Below are 17,072 nucleotides of genomic sequence, written 5' to 3' on the forward strand. Positions count from 1 at the left end.
TCAAAATGCCGTTGCCTATCAGACGCAAGCATCGCTGTCGAGATATGGCGCCCGGTGCGCTTTGCGTATACTGCACCGATGTTCTTCAGACCCGATTTCCGCACTCGTTGCGCCAAGTGGCTCATCGCAACCGGACTCTTCCTGATGCTCAGCGCCTGTGTGGATAAACCCAACACACTGGAGCGGGTCAAGGAGGACGGTGTGCTGCGCGTGGTCACCCGCAACAGTCCGGCCACCTACTTTCAGGATCGCAACGGTGAAACCGGCTTCGAATACGAGCTGGTGAAGCGCTTTGCCGAAGATCTGGGCGTGGAACTGAAGATCGAAACCGCCGACAACCTGGACGATCTTTTCGACCAGATGAACAAGCCGGGAGGCCCGGTACTGGGCGCCGCCGGTCTGATCGACACGGAAAAGCGCAGGCAGCAGGCCCGCTTCTCCCACTCTTACCTTGGAGTCACGCCGCAGGTCGTCTATCGCAACGGCCAGTCACGCCCGACCGATGCGGGTGATCTGGTCGGCAAACGTATTGTCGTGCTCAAGGGCAGCAGCCACGCCGAACAGCTCGCCGCGCTGAAAGTGCAGAACCCCGGCATTGAATACGAAGAATCCGACGCGGTAGAAGTCGTCGACTTGCTGCGCATGGTCGATGAAGGCCAGATTGACCTCACGCTGGTCGATTCCAACGAACTGGCAATGAACCAGGTCTACTTCCCCAACGTACGCGTCGCCTTCGACCTGGGTGAAGCCCGCGAACAGCGCTGGGCTGTGGGGCCGGGCGAAGACAACAGCTTGCTCAACGAAATAAATGCCTATCTGGACAAGGTCGAGAAGAACGGCACCCTGCAGCGTCTTAAAGACCGTTACTACGGCCATGTCGACGTACTGGGTTATGTCGGCGCGTACACCTTCGCCCAGCATCTGCAGGAACGCCTGCCCAAATACGAGAAGCACTTCCAGTCGTCCGCCAAGAAGGAGCAGGTGGACTGGCGTCTGCTGGCGGCGATCGGCTATCAGGAATCGATGTGGCAACCTGCAGTGACGTCCAAGACTGGCGTACGCGGCCTGATGATGCTGACCCAGAACACCGCGCAGGCCATGGGCGTCACCAATAGGCTGGACGCACGACAGAGCATTCAGGGCGGAGCCAAGTACTTTGCCTACGTAAAGGAACAACTGGACGACAAGATAGAAGAGCCGGATCGCACCTGGCTGGCTCTTGCGTCCTACAACGTAGGCAGCGGCCACCTGGAAGATGCGCGCAAACTGGCAGAGAGCGAGGGTTTGAACCCCAATAAATGGCTCGACGTGAAGAAAATGCTGCCGCGCCTTTCGCAGAAGAAGTGGTACAGCAAAACGCGTTATGGCTATGCCCGTGGCGGTGAGCCGGTACATTTTGTTGCCAACATCCGTCGCTACTACGACATTCTGACCTGGGTCACGCAGCCACAGCTCGAAGGCGATCAGGTCGCAGAGGGTAATCTGCATGTGCCCGGCGTCGACAAGACCAAACCGACATCAGACTCAACCCCCGAACCTGCCGCCAGCGACGACAAGAGCGCGCTCTAAGCCTTACCCTTCTCAGCATCCTTAGCCGCACGCCGCAACCTGAAGAATTCGCTCAGCATCCCACTGCACTCCTCCCCCAGCACACCGCCTTCGAACAATACGCGATGGTTGAGAAACCCTTGGGTGAAGAACTGCCCCTGACTCTGCACGATGCCCGCCTTCGGCTCCAACGCGCCGTAGACCACACGCGCCACACGGGAATGCACGATCAGGCCCGCGCACATACTGCACGGCTCAAGCGTCACATAGAGCGTGCTGCCGGGCAGACGATAATTGTCCACCGCCTTTGCAGCCTCCCTGATAGCAACCATCTCGGCATGGGCGCTGGGGTCGCTGCCACTGATCGGGCAGTTATAACCACGACCAATGATCTCGCCGTTCTGCACGACCACAGCGCCCACCGGCACCTCACCCAACAGCGCACCCTCGGCGGCCAGCGCCAGCGCCTCGCGCATGAAGTACTGATCGTTGCTGCGATCGATAATCGGTGGCTGGCGCATCACGACACCTCGATGGCGGCCATGAGACCGGTTTCCATGTGATCGATCACATGGCAGTGAAACATCCACACGCCAGGGTTATCGGCCACCAGCGCCACCCGCGCCCGCTCGTTACGACCCAGCAGAAAAGTATCGGTAAAGTACGGAATGATCTTGCGCCGATTGGATGCAATCACTTTGAAACTCATGCCGTGCAGGTGAATCGGGTGCTGGTACTGGGTCATGTTCTTCAATTCGAAAATGTAGCTCTGACCCAGCTTCAGCTTGGCAATCGGGCGATCCGCGCAGGTTTTGTCGGTGATGTCCCAGGCTTCGCCGTTGATCTGCCACAAGCTCGGCGGCTTGCCGTTATCGGTGTTGACCGACACAGACCCCACCCACTCGAAATTGAAATTGATCTTCTCGGCGCGCTCCAGATCCGGCTCGGCAACCGGATTGGCCGGCAACTCCGGCGGCCACTCGCCCGGCGCGTCATTGTTGGCGACCGAACGAAACGTGCCCAGCCGCACCGGACCGTTACGCAGCGAGATCTCCTCGCCAGCCGTCGGTGCCTTGATCGCCAGACAGATCCGCATACCCGGACCAAGCCAGTACTCGTCGCCAAACGGACGCGGCGTGACCGGATTGCCATCCAGCGCATAAATCTGCGCCTCGGCATCGGGCAGATTGAGGCGATAGGTCACGGTATTGTCGAGATTGAGCAGCCGCACACGGGTAATCTGCCCGGCAGGCAACTCAATGACCGCCTGCGCAATACCATTCAACGTCGAAAGCCGCCCCGCCGTACCTTCACGCGCAGCCTCGCGCAACACGCTGAACTCTGTGAACGCACCCTCTTCGTCCACATGCCAGCTTTTCAGACTGACCGTGCGCTCATGCCTGAAACCGGTCGGCTCACGCTCTTCAACGATCAACGGCCCGACCAGCCCACGCCCCAGCTCTTCACTGCTGCTGACATGCGGGTGATACCAGTAGCTACCGGCGTCCGGCACCCGGAACTTGTAATCGAAATACTCACCCGGCTTGACGGGCAACTGCGAGACATACGGCACACCGTCCATCTCCAACGGCAACCGAATGCCATGCCAATGAATCGTCGTCTCGACCGGCAACTGATTGATAAACCGTAACCGCAGCCACTCACCTTGCCTCACCCGCAACTCCGTCCCCGGCGCAGAACCACCAAACGCCCAGGCAGGCGTCTTGTGGCCAGGAACCAACTCGACGTCCAGCGGCGCAGCGATCAACACGAAGTCCGAACCGGCTTCCGACGCCTTACGCCCCAGCCAATAACGCGAAGCCCCCCCGCACCCAGCCCGACCACGGCAAGACCGGCGATGCCTGTAAGGATTTGGCGGCGGGTGAAGGACATAAAGCGAAGACCTCGAAACGACTACGGGAGCGCGTCCGGAGGGCCGGTGCGCGGGGGCGAATACGATACACCTGCATTTGGGGAAAGATAAGGGTCAAGAAGTAACGCGAACACTGAGCTGTTAAAAACAGAGAAGCAGCGACGCCCTGCCCCGTGTCGTTCAGCTCGATGACGGCAGGATAGACGCAAACAACATGGCAAAACGTTCAGGCAGGCGCCCTGATCTTCCTGAGTCCCTGAGAGCGGCTCTCGTGGTAAGCAGACACGCCCAGGTAGGCTGCAAGGGTGCGGGCGTGCTCACGGTCCTGCACCGTGTCGTGATGACAGGCCACCAACAGTTTTCCATTCTCGTAGACGATAAAGGTACGAAAACTGAGCACGCGGGAGAAATCGCAACTGATCACCACACGAAGGGGCGTCCGGTACGCGCGCTCAACGCCTGCGACCACAGCGTTACCTGACCGATCTACCGTGAGCGACGTACGCTGGTAGATGCCGACGATAACCCTCGATGCCATGAGCGCCATCACCACAGAGCCGAACATGACAACAACCCACTCTTTGCTCTGCTGATCCTGGGGTGACACCGCCATGAACAGCAGCAACATTGCGATCAACCCTAACGGCACCTGGCGTAAAAGCACCGGAAAGACCAGTAGCGGGAAACTCAGCTTCGGCCGCAGGACCGTATAGGCTGGAACCAGAGGCGGCGGAGGCTCGGCTTTGAACGTCGGTAGCCAGCGCTACGAAATCGGCGAAATGGGCCTGGGCGCTCGTCTGGCAGCCGCTTTTGACGTAGGCGTGGGTAGCCTGGAGCCGGAAGCCAAGCTGATGGCCTGGCACGATTTCATCGGCGACAAAGCCGGCACCACCTCCACCTTCGTGCTCGGCGGCACCCCTTTCACCACCACAGGTGCCACACCGGCGCGCGACAGCTACGAGCTGGGACTTGGCGCAAACTACCGTGTGGGCGCGTGGAGCGTGGGCGGGACTTACAACTACTTGACCAGCAGCGGTTTCGACGCCGACACCTTCACGGCGAACGTGCGTTACGACTTCTGATCAACGTGTTTGCGTGAAACAACAAAGCCCGCCGATGCGGGTTTTGTTGTTTCAGGCTTATGGTAAAGCCCGTAGTCTGGGTATGTGGAAAGACGCAGGACTCTCGCCGGATAATCTCTACCTGTGCAAGGAAGGCAGCATCGACGAATCAACGGTGAGTGAGAGAAAGACATCGATAGCGCATCACTAAAAGGGACGCCCTGTGAGCCGGTGCAGCATTTGTCGATAACCGCATTTCGCAAACAGCTCCCGCTGACGTCAGCGTGGCTAAATTTTTTCGATACTCTATCGACATTCCTTATCCTGGATCTGGTATGGATCCAGCTCACCTACATGCACACGATTAGCGACATTGAAAATACGCTCAGGGCGTCACGTCATGAAAAAGATCGTACTACTTCCATTGTTTTTTCTTACAAGTGCTTTTGCTACAGAATCGAAATATGACCGCTACGCCGCAGGCAACAGAGAGCTTGGGGCCAGGATTAGTCAACTGGATAGCGAGGTGATTTTAGCTGAGGAGACTCGGATAGCACCCCTTGCCAGTGACATGTTGCTTAAGGTCAAACCGATGATCCGCCGGGGTGATAGCGGTGTAGCGATCCAAGAGTTTTTACTAAAGCAGTTTTCGCAGTATGGCTGGCGGCCGATGTTAGTGGGCTATAAGGGATACCCAGAAGCGGTGTCGGTTTCGGTGAATCATCAAGTGGCAAATGCCCCACCTACTGACGCGCCATTTCCGGATGCTGCACTTGTGAAAGTAGAGCTGGTAGCTGCATCGCCACAGGCACATGTAGCCCAGGCATGGACATTCGCGACCCCCAATGCAACTGAACAACAGCAGCAACTATTGATGACAGCTCGACGCGCGCTGCGAAAAGGTATTGCCCAGATTCGGGCTGGCGAGCGGTTGTCTAAAGTGGGCGCTGCCATTCAGCAGGAGCTTGACGCCTACCAAGTGGTGGCCGTGCGTGAGCTAGTGGGATACTCCATGGGCCAGATGCGGATTCAAAATCCTCAGGTGCTCGGTTATAAGAGCCCCGTCAATGATGAAACACTGATGAAAGCCGGTCAGGTGCTAAACGTCTATGTGGTGGCGAAGTCAGGAACCTTCGGCGTGCGGTTCCAACCACCGGAACTCTGGACCGTCCTTACCCAGGACGGCGCGGATAGCGTGATGCTTTCGGCGATGGTCGAGGTAACTCAAGATGGACATCGACCGCTTAGCAGACTGATTGACTGAGTGTCAATGTGTGCTTTAACACAGCCTGAGCTCGTATGCTTACCGAAAAACGGAGTCTGTGGACCGGTCGCAGCCGATAAAAATGCCGTGGTCGGTTTGATCTACCGTACCGACATGATCGTCGGGACCGACAAACAGCTACTTCTGAAACCTGCGCGGCCAAGCGTTCTCGATACCATGCCTGCGCTCCTGATCCGGGAAATGGTATCGATGTAGCACTCTGGCAGCCGTGAGATGTACGCCATTGGCGACGCAGCAAACACAAACGTTCACCCCTATTTGTATACCCCATACCAAGCCACATAAACACGGCACGTGGCGATGCACAAAGCCGCCAGAATTTGCCAGACCCAAAAACCCAAAAGCCCGCAATTACGCGGGCTCCAGGGCATTTCTTGCTAGTTGGTGCCCGGCAATGCCGGACGTCCAATCATTCCCACTCAATCGTCGCAGGCGGCTTGCTCGACACATCATACGTCACGCGGGAAATACCCTCGATCTCGTTGATGATCCGGCCACTCACGGTCTCCAGCAGCTCGTAAGGCAGGTGTGCCCAGCGTGCGGTCATGAAGTCGATGGTTTCTACGGCACGCAGTGCGACGACCCATGCGTAGCGACGGCCGTCGCCGACGACGCCTACCGATTTGACGGGCTGGAACACGACGAAGGCTTGGCTGACTTTGTGGTACCAGTCGGCCTTGCGCAGTTCTTCGATGAAGATGTGGTCGGCACGACGCAGCAGGTCGGCGTATTCCTTTTTCACTTCACCCAGGATGCGCACGCCCAGGCCTGGGCCCGGGAACGGGTGGCGGTAGACCATGTCGTACGGCAGGCCGAGTTCGAGGCCCAGACGGCGGACTTCGTCCTTGAACAGTTCGCGCAGGGGTTCGACCAGTTTGAGGTTCATTTCTTCCGGCAGGCCGCCCACGTTGTGGTGCGACTTGATGACGTGCGCCTTGCCGCTTTTCGCGCCAGCCGACTCGATCACGTCCGGGTAGATGGTGCCCTGGGCCAGGTACTTGATGTTGTCCAGCTTGCAGGATTCGGCATCGAACACGTCGATGAAGGTGCGGCCGATGATCTTGCGCTTCTTCTCTGGATCGCTCTCGCCTTCCAGGTTGTTCAGGAACTGCTCTTCGGCGTTGGCGCGGATGACCTTGACGCCCATGTTCTCGGCGAACATGGCCATGACCTGCTCGCCTTCGTGCAGACGCAGCAGGCCGTTGTCGACGAAGACGCAGGTCAGTTGGTCGCCGATGGCCTTGTGCAGCAGGGCTGCGACCACGGAGGAGTCAACACCGCCGGACAGGCCCAGCAGAACGTTGTCGGTGCCGACCTGAGCGCGGATGGTGGCGATGGCGTCGTCGGCGATGTGCGACGGCGTCCAAAGGGCTTCGCAGCCGCAGATGTCGAGGATGAAGCGCGACAGGATGCGACCGCCCTGCTTGGTATGGGTCACTTCCGGGTGGAACTGCACGCCGTAGTAGCCACGGGTGTCGTCGGCCATGCCGGCGATCGGGCAGCTCGGGGTGCTGGCCAGGACGTGGAAGCCGTCCGGGATTTCGGTGACCTTGTCGCCGTGGCTCATCCAGACGTCGAGACCGAACACGCCATCAGCGTCGATGTGGTCTTCGATGCCGTCGAGGATGCGGCTCTTGCCGACGACGTCAACGCGGGCATAACCGAACTCGCGCAGGTCGGAACCGGCAACGCGGCCGCCCAGCTGTTCAGCCATGGTCTGCATGCCGTAGCAGATGCCGAAGATCGGGACGTTGAGGTCGAACACGGCCTGCGGTGCGCGCGGGCTGTTGGCTTCGTGCACGGATTCCGGGCCACCGGCGAGGATGATGCCGCGCGGGGCGAATTCGCGAATCGCTTCGTCGTCCATGTCGAACGGATGCAGTTCGCAGTACACGCCGATTTCACGCACGCGGCGGGCGATCAGCTGGGTGTACTGGGAACCGAAGTCGAGGATCAGGATACGGTGGGCGTGAATGTCGAGGGCCATGACTCAATCTCGTCAAAAAACAGAAACGACACGGGGCTGCGTCAACAGCCCCGGCTATGAAACTTGCTGGGCTGCATCGCGGCGTGAACCACGATGCAATCCGGATCAACCAACGCGATAGTTCGGCGCTTCCTTGGTGATCTGCACGTCGTGGACGTGGGATTCAGCCATGCCGGCACCGGTGATGCGCACGAACTCAGGCTTGGTGCGCATTTCTTCGATGGTGGCGCTGCCGGTGTAACCCATGGAGGAACGCAGACCGCCCATCAGTTGATGGATGATGGCGGACAGCGGGCCCTTGTAGGCAACACGGCCTTCGATGCCTTCCGGCACCAGTTTTTCGGCACCGGCGGACGAGTCCTGGAAGTAGCGGTCGGACGAGCCTTGCGCCTGGGACATTGCACCCAGCGAACCCATGCCGCGGTAGGCCTTGTAGGAACGGCCCTGGAACAGTTCGATTTCGCCCGGTGCTTCTTCAGTACCGGCAAACATCGAACCCATCATCACGCAGGATGCGCCAGCCACGATGGCCTTGGACAGGTCACCGGAGAAGCGGATACCGCCGTCGGCGACCATCGGAACGCCGGTGCCTTCAAGGGCAGCGGAAACGTTGGCGATGGCGCTGATCTGTGGAACGCCGACACCGGCAACGATACGGGTGGTGCAGATCGAGCCTGGGCCGATACCGACCTTGACCGCGTCAGCGCCAGCGGCGACCAGCGCCTTGGCCGCTTCGCCGGTGGCGATGTTGCCGCCGATGACCTGCACTTCAGGGAAGTTGTCCTTGACCCAGCGAACGCGATCGATCACGCCTTTGGAGTGACCGTGCGCGGTGTCGACAACCACTACGTCAACCCCAGCGGCAACCAGCGCGGTAACGCGCTCGCCGGTGTCTTTGCCGGTGCCGACTGCAGCGCCGACACGCAGACGACCCTGGTCGTCCTTGCTGGCCAGCGGATAGGCCTTGGCTTTTTCGATGTCCTTGACGGTCATCATGCCCTTGAGCGCGAAATTCGCGTCAACGATAAGGACTTTTTCCAGACGGTGCTTGTGCAGCAGTTCACGCACTTCGTTCTTGTCTGCGCCTTCGCGCACGGTGACCAGACGCTCTTTGGGCGTCATCACTTCGCGGACAGGGACATCAAGGCGGTTTTCAAAACGTACGTCGCGGGACGTCACGATGCCGACCAGGTCGCCATCATGCAGCACGGGTACGCCGGAAATGTTGTGCATGCGGGTGAGTTCGAACAGATCGCGAACGGTGGCGTCGGCTTCGATCGTGATCGGGTCCTTGACGACACCGGCCTCGAACTTCTTGACCTTGCGCACTTCGGCAGCCTGCTGCTCGATGGTCATGTTCTTGTGGATGATACCGATACCGCCTTCCTGAGCCATGGCAATTGCCAGACGGGCCTCAGTGACGGTGTCCATTGCAGCGGAGACCAAAGGAATATTCAGCTCGATGCCACGGGTCAAACGGGTTTTCAGACTGACTTCGTTGGGCAGTACCTCGGAATAACCGGGCACAAGGAGAATGTCGTCGAATGTAAGGGCTTCTTGACTGATACGCAGCATCGCGGGGGCTCCCGGGCGGGAAAATTGGAAGCGCGCCATTATACCCACACACCCCGCCCGGCTCAATGTAAACCTCAGTCTATTATTGAAGCCGTTTATAGACGCACCTTTACGAAGGACACCGGGCGATCCAGACGTTCGGCGAAGTCGTCGAGAAAGGTCTGGGTGAAGGACGCGTCCAGCCAGTTGTTGAAGATGAATCCCAGGTTGGAAAAACCGCAGGCATCCAGAAACAGAAAGCCGTTGATGTCGTCTTCATGGCGGCATTCAGGGCAGGTGAAGTTGTCGGTGTGACCGGGCATCCAGTCTTCGAGGCTGTCGAACAGCGCTTCGCCGATTTCGCGGCGGCATTCAGGGCAACCGGCTTCTTCGGCGAAATTATTGAGGGGCGTGAAGATGCAGCGCTTGGTCACGATCTCCAGGCCATTGACGACTTGCCCAAACGGCAACGCCTCAGGGTTCTGCACCACACGTCTGGCACCCGGCGCCACGGCATAGGCCATTTTGTTGCCAGCGCGTCCGCAGGTGGTCAGCTCCGGCTCGACCACGTTGAGTTTGATCAGCCAGCGCAGGATGAGGCGCGCTCTGGCTTCGTGGGCCGGGAAGGTAGAGATTTGCGGGACGATGATGCTTTGGGTGTTCATGACAGTGTGTCGCTTGAAACGGATTGAGGCCGCAGCTTAATCGGCCATGGTTTCAGGTCAAGCGTGAAATTCGCATTCAGCCCGCGATGTAGCGGCCAATCAGGGCGATGCCGCTGACCAGCACCAGCCACGTCACCAGACGCACGAAGGTTTCGCGGGACAAGCGTTTGGTCAGCGCCCTCCCCACCCAAGAGCCGAGCAGCATCACGGGCAACAGGCAGACACCGAGCACCAGCAGCGGGATGTCGGCGTAGACACCAGCGATCAGAAACAGGCTCAGGCGCACGATGGTGCTACAGCTGATCAGTGCACTTTGCGTGGCCCGCGCCTGTTCTTTGGACGTCAGGCGGCTGTTGAGGTAAATCGCATATAAAAAGCCGCCGCTGCCAAACAACGCACCGAACAGCCCGCCGAGGGTGCCCATGGGAATGGCCCAGCCTGCGGTCAGCTGAGTCGGCCGAACCTTGACTGCCAGACTGTACAGCGCATAGGCCGTGACAAAGATGCCCATTAATAGAAGCAGAAGATCGGACTGCAGATTGAGCAGAAACAGCACACCCAGCGTGCAGCCCACTGCCATACAAGGAAGCAGGCGCATCAGTTCGGATTTGACTACGGACTGGCGGGACGGCAGCAGATTGCCGAAGGCGGCGAGGAAGTCGAGCATGACCAGCAGCGGAATGATGCGTGACAGCGGCATGAAGTGAATCAGGATGGGACCTGCCACCAGTGCCGTGCCGAAACCGGCGATGCCGAAGACGATATAAGCGGCGGCCACGCTGAGCTCGATGATCAGCCAGTCGAGCGGCGTGAATCCCAGTTGAGAGAATGCTGCGAACACCCCGATATCGCCCACGACGCTTCCTTTCTGGAGGGAATGAAAGGACTTTAGCAAAGACGCCGACGTGTCGCCTTCACGTTCAGGGTTGCCTGAGAGAACGGACGCGGAGCGTCCTGGGCGGCATTCCCACGCAGAGCGTGCGGAACGATCAGCGTGAGGGCGCAGACCTCGTGCGCTCGACCGGCATTGCCTTTATGATGCCCGACATGATCAAAGACCCTTTCGCAAGACTCGGCCTCGACCGGGAAGTCCTTACTGTCAGCCAGCTCAACGGCCGTGCGCGGGTGTTGCTGGAGGATGTGTTCAGCAGCATCTGGGTCGAGGGCGAGATTTCCAACCTCTCGCGCCCCGCCTCGGGCCATGTGTACTTCACCCTGAAGGACTCGGGCGCGCAGGTGCGTTGCGCGCTGTTTCGCCAGAGTGCAGCGCGCGTGCGCCAGGCGCTCAAGGACGGTCTGCAGGTCAAGGTACGCGGCAAGGTGTCGCTGTTCGAGGGTCGAGGCGACTATCAGTTGATACTCGACACCGTGGAGCCTGCCGGTGACGGTGCGTTGCGTCTGGCGTTCGATGCGCTGAAAGCCAAGCTCAGCGATGAAGGTCTGTTCAGCGCCGAACGCAAGGTCGCCCTGCCCTTGCATCCGCAGCGTATCGGCATCATCAGTTCGCCGACCGGAGCAGTGATTCGCGACATCATCAGCGTGTTTCGCCGTCGCGCACCGCGTGTCGAGCTGACCCTGATCCCGACTGCCGTTCAGGGCCGCGAAGCCATCAACCAGATCGTCCGCGCCATCAAGCTGGCTGATTCCCGTGGCTTTGACGCGCTGATTCTGGCTCGTGGTGGCGGATCGCTGGAAGACCTGTGGTGCTTCAACGAAGAAGCCGTGGCCCGCGCAATCGACGCCTGCGTAACGCCGATCGTCAGCGCAGTCGGACATGAGACCGACGTGTCGATCAGTGACTTTGTGGCTGACGTACGTGCACCGACGCCGTCCGCCGCAGCCGAGCTGCTGGCTCCCGATTCCAGCGACCTGCACCGTCGCGTGGACAACCTGCATCGCCGGCTCGTCAGCCGCATGCAGGATCGTCTGATGCGCGAACGCCTGCGCCTTGAAGGGATTTCCCGACGCCTTCGTCATCCCGGCGAACGTCTGCGCCAGCAATCCCAGCGTCTCGATGACCTGGATATGCGCATGCGCCGCGCCTTCGAGCAAGGCATGCACAAGCGTCAGGTACGTCTGGCCCATATGGAAAGCCGTCTTGCCGCCCAGCATCCGGGGCGCACGCTGGCATTCCTGCGCCAGCGTCTGGACGTGCTGGCCGAGCGCCTGCCCCGCGCCATCCGCGAACAGATCAAAGCCCGCAAGCTGCAGCTGCAAAGCCAGATGCAGACCCTGAACGTGGTCAGCCCGCTCGCTACCTTGGGTCGCGGTTACAGCATTCTGCTCGACGAACGCGGTCACGCGATCCGCAATGCCGCACAAACCCGACCCGGCCAACGCCTGACTGCAAAGCTCGGTGAAGGCGAGTTGCAGGTACGGGTCGAGGACAATCACCTGACACCCGTGACCCTTTCCCTTCTGGACTGACTGCCTGATGCTACGTTTTATCGCCCCGCTGTTCGCTCTGCTGCTGTGCCTGCCTGCTCAGGCCGACAGCTTCATCACCCGCGCGCTGAACAAGCCCGTTCCCGGCGGCGTCGCCGTCATCGATCTGGGCACTGGCGCACAGGCACCGACCGCGACCTATCAAGGCAAGCGGGTGCTGGTGGTTAAAGAACAAGGCACACGCTGGCTGGCGATTGTCGGCATTCCGCTGACTGTCAAACCGGGCACAGAGCAGATCGCCTCGGGCGGCCGTTCGCTGAGTTTCACTGTCGGTAGCAAAAAATACCCGGAGCAGCGCATCACCCTGAAGAACAAGCGTCAGGTCAATCCGAACCCTGAAGACAACAAGCGCATCGAAGGCGAACTGGCCGAACAGATCCGCGCCTACCGCAGTTTCAGCCCCGGCACGCCGAGCAACCTGATCCTCGACAAGCCGGTCAACGGTCCGCTGTCGAGCAAGTTCGGGGTCCGCCGCTTCTTCAATGGCGAAGAACGCAACCCGCACGCCGGTCTAGACTTCGCGGTACCTGCGGGCACGCCGATCAAATCACCGGCTGCTGGCAAGGTCATCCTGATTGGCGATTACTTCTTCAATGGCAATACCGTGTTCGTCGATCACGGTCAGGGCTTTATCAGCATGTTCTGCCACATGTCGAAGATCAGCGTGAAACAGGGTGATCTCGTACCGCGTGGCGGTGTCGTTGGCGAAGTAGGCGCAACCGGCCGCGCAACAGGTCCGCACATGCACTGGAACGTCAGCCTGAACGATTCCCGCGTTGATCCGGCGATCTTTATCGGTGCGTTTCAACCCTGAACCGCAGAGAACAGATCTACGCCCTGCATAAGGCTGTAGGAGGCGCCACCACGTCTTCGACGTAGCGCTGTCGCGCAGCAAACCCGTGGGAGCGGACTTGTCCGCGAATGCAGTATTTCAGCCACCGCATATGCGTCGGATGTACCGGCCTTTTCGCGGACAAACGGAACGCCGCTCGGCCCGCTCCCACGGCCGAAATAGTGCCCGTTCCAGATGCGCGTTGCGACTTGTGTGTAACGATGAGAGCAAAACTTGCCGCACCGTCAAAGCGGGTCATTCAGGATACTCGAGATATGTTGCTGGACGTCCTCACTGAAGCTCGCCATCTCCTGCTCGGTGACCAACTCTGCGTTCACCATTGCCAATAGAATGATATTGGCATTGGAGCGAGAGTGCCGGAGCGAATCAAAGGTGTATCTCACCTCTTCCAATCCCGCGTCGATAGCCTGCTTGGCACCGAATACTTTCTCACGTCCGGTTTTGTCATCCGCCTGAACGGCCATTTTCAGATTCTCGAATATGCGATCGTACAGCCGCTCTACTGCTGCCTCTCGCAACGCACTCAGGTGCTTCCAGTCTTTCTCGTTCATCATCCACCCCGATCTCAAAAGATGTGCACGCGCATCTTGCGCACTTCAATGTCCGGCAACAATAACTCAGATAAAAACACACTCAGTACGCGATAAAAAAGCCAAAAATCAAAGATAACAAGAATTTATCCCAATTATTTTCAAGTACTTGCCATCGTTGACCCCAATGGTTACGGTTGGCCTCATGAAAACCTCTCCAACCCTATTCCTGTTGCGCCAACATCGGTGCCTCAGCCTGGTCAGTGCACGACTGCCGGGCTTGATTGCAGTGCCTCGACCTTAGTTAGCGATAACGGTTGGCCGCCTCTTTCCGGCCTATAAGTACAAAGGACTATCCACATGACCATGCTCAAAGATCCCTCGAACAAGTACCGCGCGTTTGCGACCATTGATCTGCCTGACCGCACCTGGCCTTCGAAGACCATCACTGCGGCGCCGATCTGGTGCAGTTCCGACCTGCGTGACGGTAACCAGTCGCTGATCGAGCCTATGGATGCGGCCAAGAAGCTGCGCTTCTGGAAGACGTTGGTCAGCGTCGGCGTCAAGGAAATCGAAGCCTCGTTCCCGTCCGCTTCGCAGACTGATTTCGACTTCGTGCGCACCCTGATCGAAGATGGCCACATCCCGGATGACACCACCATTCAGGTGCTGACCCAGGCGCGTGAAGACCTGATCGCCCGTACGTTCGAATCGCTGCGCGGTGCCAAGAAGGCCATTGTTCACTTGTATAACGCGACCTGCCCGGCGTTCCGCCGCATTGTGTTCAACCAGGACAAGGCCGGCGTGAAGGACATCGCGGTCAATGCTGCCAAGCTGTTCGTCAAATACGCCGCTCAACAGCCTGAAACCCAGTGGACCTTCCAGTACTCGCCCGAAACGTTCAGCGCGACCGAACTGGAGTTCGCCAAGGAAGTCTGCGACGCGGTGATCGAAGTCTGGAACCCGACGCCTCAGAACAAGGTGATCCTGAACCTGCCTGCAACCGTTGAAGTAGCGACACCCAATATTTATGCCGACCAGATCGAGTGGTTTGGCCGTCATATCACGCGCCGTGACAGCGTACTGATCAGCCTCCATACCCACAATGACCGTGGCACCGGCGTCGCCGCTACCGAGCTGGGCCTGATGGCGGGCGCGGATCGTGTCGAAGGCTGCCTGTTCGGCAACGGCGAGCGTACCGGTAACGTCGATCTGGTCACCGTCGCCTTGAACCTCTACACCCAGGGCATCCACCCTGAGCTGGACTTCTCGGACATCGACGGTGTGCGCAAGGTCGTCGAAGAGTGCAACCAGATTCCGGTTCACCCGCGTCACCCCTACGTGGGCGACCTGGTTCACACCGCCTTCTCCGGCTCGCACCAGGATGCCATCCGCAAGGGCTTCACTCAGCAGAAGGAAGGCGAGTTGTGGGAAGTGCCTTACCTGCCGATCGACCCGGCCGATATCGGTCGCAGCTACGAGGCAGTGATTCGCGTCAACAGCCAGTCGGGCAAGGGTGGCATCACCTACCTGCTGGAACAGGAATACGGCATCTCGCTGCCTCGCCGCATGCAGATCGAGTTCAGCCAGGTGGTTCAGGGTGAAACAGACCGTCTGGGCCTTGAGATGACTGCCGAGCAGATCCACTCGTTGCTGCGTCGTGAATACCTGCAGGCCAACACACCTTACGCGTTGATCAGCCACAAGCTGCAGGAAGAGAACGGCAACAGCTCGGTCGATGCCGAAGTGCATGTCGATGGTGAAACCCAGCACTGGCGCGGCAAGGGCAAAGGCGCTCTGGAAGCACTGGTGGCCGGTCTGCCGATTTCCGTGGAAATCATGGACTACAACGAACACGCCATCGGTTCCGGCACCACGGCCAAGGCCGCTGCCTATATCGAGCTGCGTGTGAATGGTGACAAGGCGGTACACGGCGTGGGCATCGATGAAAACATCACCACCGCCAGCTTCCGCGCACTGTTCAGCGCGCTGAACCGCTCGCTGAGCCAGGCGCAAGCCAAAGCAGCCTGAGTGAATGAACGTGGCAGCGGACACTGATCCGCTGCCCTTTCAACCCGACACCCCCTTCCCGCCTCTGCTACGCGCCCTCAAGGGCTATTCCATTGTGCGCATGACCCTGTCAGTTTCGGCATAATCTTTTTTTCGACGCTGTGGTAGCATGCTGCCCTTGGCTTGGACCGGCCTGAATCGAACAGCCATTCATAGGCTGAAGATGCCCGTCCCAATTGACCTGCCCGCTCCACCTTCCTATAAAAACCAAGACGACTATTGCATTGTTTCCCCGACGAAGAAAATGCACGGGCAGACCTTCCGTGCATTGAAAACAGCTTTGGCGTCGTCAACGCCGAGCTGATCCAATCACATTTGGAGCGATTATGCCCAAGGCTTCCCATCAAGACCTGCGCCGCAGCTTTCGTGAGCTGACCTCGTCAAAATCCTGCTATCACACCGCTTCGGTATTCGACCCGATGTCTGCGCGCATCGCCGCCGACCTGGGCTTTGAAGTCGGCATCCTTGGCGGTTCGGTCGCTTCGCTGCAAGTACTGGCAGCGCCCGACTTCGCCCTGATCACGCTCAGCGAGTTCGTCGAACAGGCCACGCGCATCGGCCGTGTCGCACAGCTTCCCGTCATTGCAGACGCAGACCATGGTTACGGCAACGCCCTTAACGTCATGCGCACTGTCACTGAACTGGAACGTGCCGGCATCTCGGCGCTGACCATTGAAGACACCTTGCTGCCCGCGCAGTTTGGCCGTAAATCGACGGACCTGATTTCCACAGCAGAAGGTGTCGGCAAGATTCGCGCAGCGCTGGAAGCACGCGTCGATCCTGAAATGTCGATCTTCGCCCGCACCAACGCAGCGATCATTCCGGTTCAGGAAGCCATCAGCCGTGTGCAGCAGTACCAGGCCGCTGGCGCTGACGGCATCACCATCGTCGGCATCCGCGACTTTGATCACCTGGCGCAGATCTCCGAAGGCCTGACCGTGCCGCTGATGCTGGTCACCTATGGCAACCCGGAGCTGCATGACAATGACCGTCTGGCCGAGATGGGTGTGCGCGTCTGCGTGCATGGACATGCGGCGTACTTTGCGGCAATCAAGGCAACTTATGACTGCCTGCGCGAGCAGCGGCAGATTCTGGGCAGCACCTCGAACATGAGCGCGACCGAGCTGACCCACACTTACACCCAGCCTGAAGACTACGTCGAGTGGGCGAAGAAGTTCATGAACGTGAACGAGTAGGCGCC

General features: G+C 59.3%; 13 protein-coding genes and 2 pseudogenes. 7 read left to right on the forward strand and 8 right to left on the reverse strand.

Annotation, left to right across the window (positions count from 1 at the left end):
• Positions 1-78 precede the first annotated feature (78 nt).
• Positions 79-1,569 carry a membrane-bound lytic murein transglycosylase MltF gene (mltF, locus tag CFBP1590_RS20550; RefSeq protein WP_088235822.1) on the forward strand — a complete coding sequence of 497 codons (1,491 nt, stop codon included), beginning with the start codon at positions 79-81 and terminating at the stop codon, positions 1,567-1,569.
• Here mltF and tadA read toward each other — a convergent pair.
• From tadA to CFBP1590_RS20565, 3 genes and pseudogenes are all read right to left on the reverse strand, one after another.
• Positions 1,566-2,069, reverse strand: a complete 504-nt coding sequence (gene tadA, locus CFBP1590_RS20555; protein WP_088235823.1) for a tRNA adenosine(34) deaminase TadA — start codon at positions 2,067-2,069, stop codon at positions 1,566-1,568. The two genes, mltF and tadA, sit on opposite strands and share 4 nt — an antisense overlap.
• A pseudogene (locus CFBP1590_RS20560) lies at positions 2,069-3,441 on the reverse strand (multicopper oxidase family protein). Before CFBP1590_RS20560 ends, tadA begins: the two are co-directional and overlap by 1 nt.
• Before the next feature lie 206 nt (positions 3,442-3,647).
• Positions 3,648-4,049 (reverse strand): hypothetical protein, encoded by a 402-nt coding sequence (locus CFBP1590_RS20565; protein WP_088235824.1) that lies wholly within the window; start codon positions 4,047-4,049, stop codon positions 3,648-3,650.
• Positions 4,050-4,149: 100 nt separating this feature from the next.
• On the opposite strand from CFBP1590_RS20565, the pseudogene CFBP1590_RS20570 reads away from it, so the two are divergent.
• Both CFBP1590_RS20570 and CFBP1590_RS20575 read left to right on the forward strand, forming a co-directional pair.
• A pseudogene (locus tag CFBP1590_RS20570) lies at positions 4,150-4,503 on the forward strand (autotransporter outer membrane beta-barrel domain-containing protein); the annotation flags it as partial.
• Between the two features lie 379 nt (positions 4,504-4,882).
• Entirely contained in the window at positions 4,883-5,746 is an 864-nt protein-coding gene (locus CFBP1590_RS20575; RefSeq protein ID WP_043303210.1) for a type I methionyl aminopeptidase, read from the forward strand.
• Positions 5,747-6,176: 430 nt separating this feature from the next.
• On the opposite strand, the gene guaA is transcribed toward CFBP1590_RS20575, so the two are convergent.
• The 4 genes from guaA to CFBP1590_RS20600 all read right to left on the reverse strand — a co-directional run bounded on the left by guaA (position 6,177) and on the right by CFBP1590_RS20600 (position 10,829).
• The gene (gene guaA / locus CFBP1590_RS20585) at positions 6,177-7,754 is read right to left on the reverse strand and encodes a glutamine-hydrolyzing GMP synthase (RefSeq protein WP_004878783.1); all 1,578 of its coding nucleotides are present in this window, start codon (positions 7,752-7,754) and stop codon (positions 6,177-6,179) included.
• A gap of 105 nt (positions 7,755-7,859) precedes the next feature.
• A complete protein-coding gene (guaB, locus tag CFBP1590_RS20590) occupies positions 7,860-9,329 on the reverse strand; it encodes an IMP dehydrogenase (RefSeq protein WP_088235826.1) in 1,470 nt (489 codons plus the stop codon).
• A 95-nt stretch (positions 9,330-9,424) separates the two neighbouring features.
• Positions 9,425-9,973: a sugar ABC transporter ATPase gene (locus CFBP1590_RS20595; protein ID WP_088235827.1), complete on the reverse strand. Its 549-nt coding sequence runs from the start codon at positions 9,971-9,973 to the stop codon at positions 9,425-9,427.
• Positions 9,974-10,049: 76 nt separating this feature from the next.
• Complete coding sequence (locus CFBP1590_RS20600) at positions 10,050-10,829, reverse strand: sulfite exporter TauE/SafE family protein (RefSeq protein WP_167383100.1); 780 nt, start codon at positions 10,827-10,829, stop codon at positions 10,050-10,052.
• A gap of 191 nt (positions 10,830-11,020) precedes the next feature.
• Here CFBP1590_RS20600 and xseA point away from each other — a divergent pair, with 191 nt between their 5' ends.
• Both xseA and CFBP1590_RS20610 read left to right on the forward strand, forming a co-directional pair.
• A complete protein-coding gene (gene xseA, locus CFBP1590_RS20605) occupies positions 11,021-12,400 on the forward strand; it encodes an exodeoxyribonuclease VII large subunit (RefSeq protein WP_162864117.1) in 1,380 nt (459 codons plus the stop codon).
• Positions 12,401-12,407: 7 nt separating this feature from the next.
• Positions 12,408-13,232, forward strand: a complete 825-nt coding sequence (locus tag CFBP1590_RS20610) for a peptidoglycan DD-metalloendopeptidase family protein (RefSeq protein ID WP_088235828.1) — start codon at positions 12,408-12,410, stop codon at positions 13,230-13,232.
• A gap of 263 nt (positions 13,233-13,495) precedes the next feature.
• On the opposite strand, the gene CFBP1590_RS20615 is transcribed toward CFBP1590_RS20610, so the two are convergent.
• A complete protein-coding gene (locus CFBP1590_RS20615) occupies positions 13,496-13,822 on the reverse strand; it encodes a hypothetical protein (RefSeq protein ID WP_143517771.1) in 327 nt (108 codons plus the stop codon).
• A 339-nt stretch (positions 13,823-14,161) separates the two neighbouring features.
• On the opposite strand from CFBP1590_RS20615, the gene leuA reads away from it, so the two are divergent.
• Positions 14,162-15,832 carry a 2-isopropylmalate synthase gene (gene leuA, locus CFBP1590_RS20625; protein ID WP_029241766.1) on the forward strand — a complete coding sequence of 557 codons (1,671 nt, stop codon included), beginning with the start codon at positions 14,162-14,164 and terminating at the stop codon, positions 15,830-15,832.
• A gap of 365 nt (positions 15,833-16,197) precedes the next feature.
• Positions 16,198-17,067 carry an oxaloacetate decarboxylase gene (locus tag CFBP1590_RS20630; protein ID WP_004878768.1) on the forward strand — a complete coding sequence of 290 codons (870 nt, stop codon included), beginning with the start codon at positions 16,198-16,200 and terminating at the stop codon, positions 17,065-17,067.
• Positions 17,068-17,072 lie beyond the last annotated feature (5 nt).

The sequence above is a fragment of the Pseudomonas viridiflava genome, assembly GCF_900184295.1.
Taxonomy (GTDB): Bacteria; Pseudomonadota; Gammaproteobacteria; order Pseudomonadales; family Pseudomonadaceae; genus Aquipseudomonas; species Aquipseudomonas viridiflava.

What these genes read in the sequence shown, in the direction of transcription:
- CFBP1590_RS20575 (WP_043303210.1), top strand. Translation starts at nt 4,883, where the DNA reads ATGAAAAAGATCGTACTACTTCCATTGTTTTTTCTTACAAGTGCTTTT.
- guaA (WP_004878783.1), bottom strand. Translation starts at nt 7,754, where the DNA reads ATGGCCCTCGACATTCACGCCCACCGTATCCTGATCCTCGACTTCGGT.
- CFBP1590_RS20595 (WP_088235827.1), bottom strand. Translation starts at nt 9,973, where the DNA reads ATGAACACCCAAAGCATCATCGTCCCGCAAATCTCTACCTTCCCGGCC.
- mltF (WP_088235822.1), top strand. Translation starts at nt 79, where the DNA reads ATGTTCTTCAGACCCGATTTCCGCACTCGTTGCGCCAAGTGGCTCATC.
- guaB (WP_088235826.1), bottom strand. Translation starts at nt 9,329, where the DNA reads ATGCTGCGTATCAGTCAAGAAGCCCTTACATTCGACGACATTCTCCTT.
- CFBP1590_RS20610 (WP_088235828.1), top strand. Translation starts at nt 12,408, where the DNA reads ATGCTACGTTTTATCGCCCCGCTGTTCGCTCTGCTGCTGTGCCTGCCT.
- CFBP1590_RS20615 (WP_143517771.1), bottom strand. Translation starts at nt 13,822, where the DNA reads ATGAACGAGAAAGACTGGAAGCACCTGAGTGCGTTGCGAGAGGCAGCA.
- tadA (WP_088235823.1), bottom strand. Translation starts at nt 2,069, where the DNA reads ATGCGCCAGCCACCGATTATCGATCGCAGCAACGATCAGTACTTCATG.
- CFBP1590_RS20630 (WP_004878768.1), top strand. Translation starts at nt 16,198, where the DNA reads ATGCCCAAGGCTTCCCATCAAGACCTGCGCCGCAGCTTTCGTGAGCTG.
- CFBP1590_RS20565 (WP_088235824.1), bottom strand. Translation starts at nt 4,049, where the DNA reads ATGTTGCTGCTGTTCATGGCGGTGTCACCCCAGGATCAGCAGAGCAAA.
- xseA (WP_162864117.1), top strand. Translation starts at nt 11,021, where the DNA reads ATGATCAAAGACCCTTTCGCAAGACTCGGCCTCGACCGGGAAGTCCTT.
- leuA (WP_029241766.1), top strand. Translation starts at nt 14,162, where the DNA reads ATGACCATGCTCAAAGATCCCTCGAACAAGTACCGCGCGTTTGCGACC.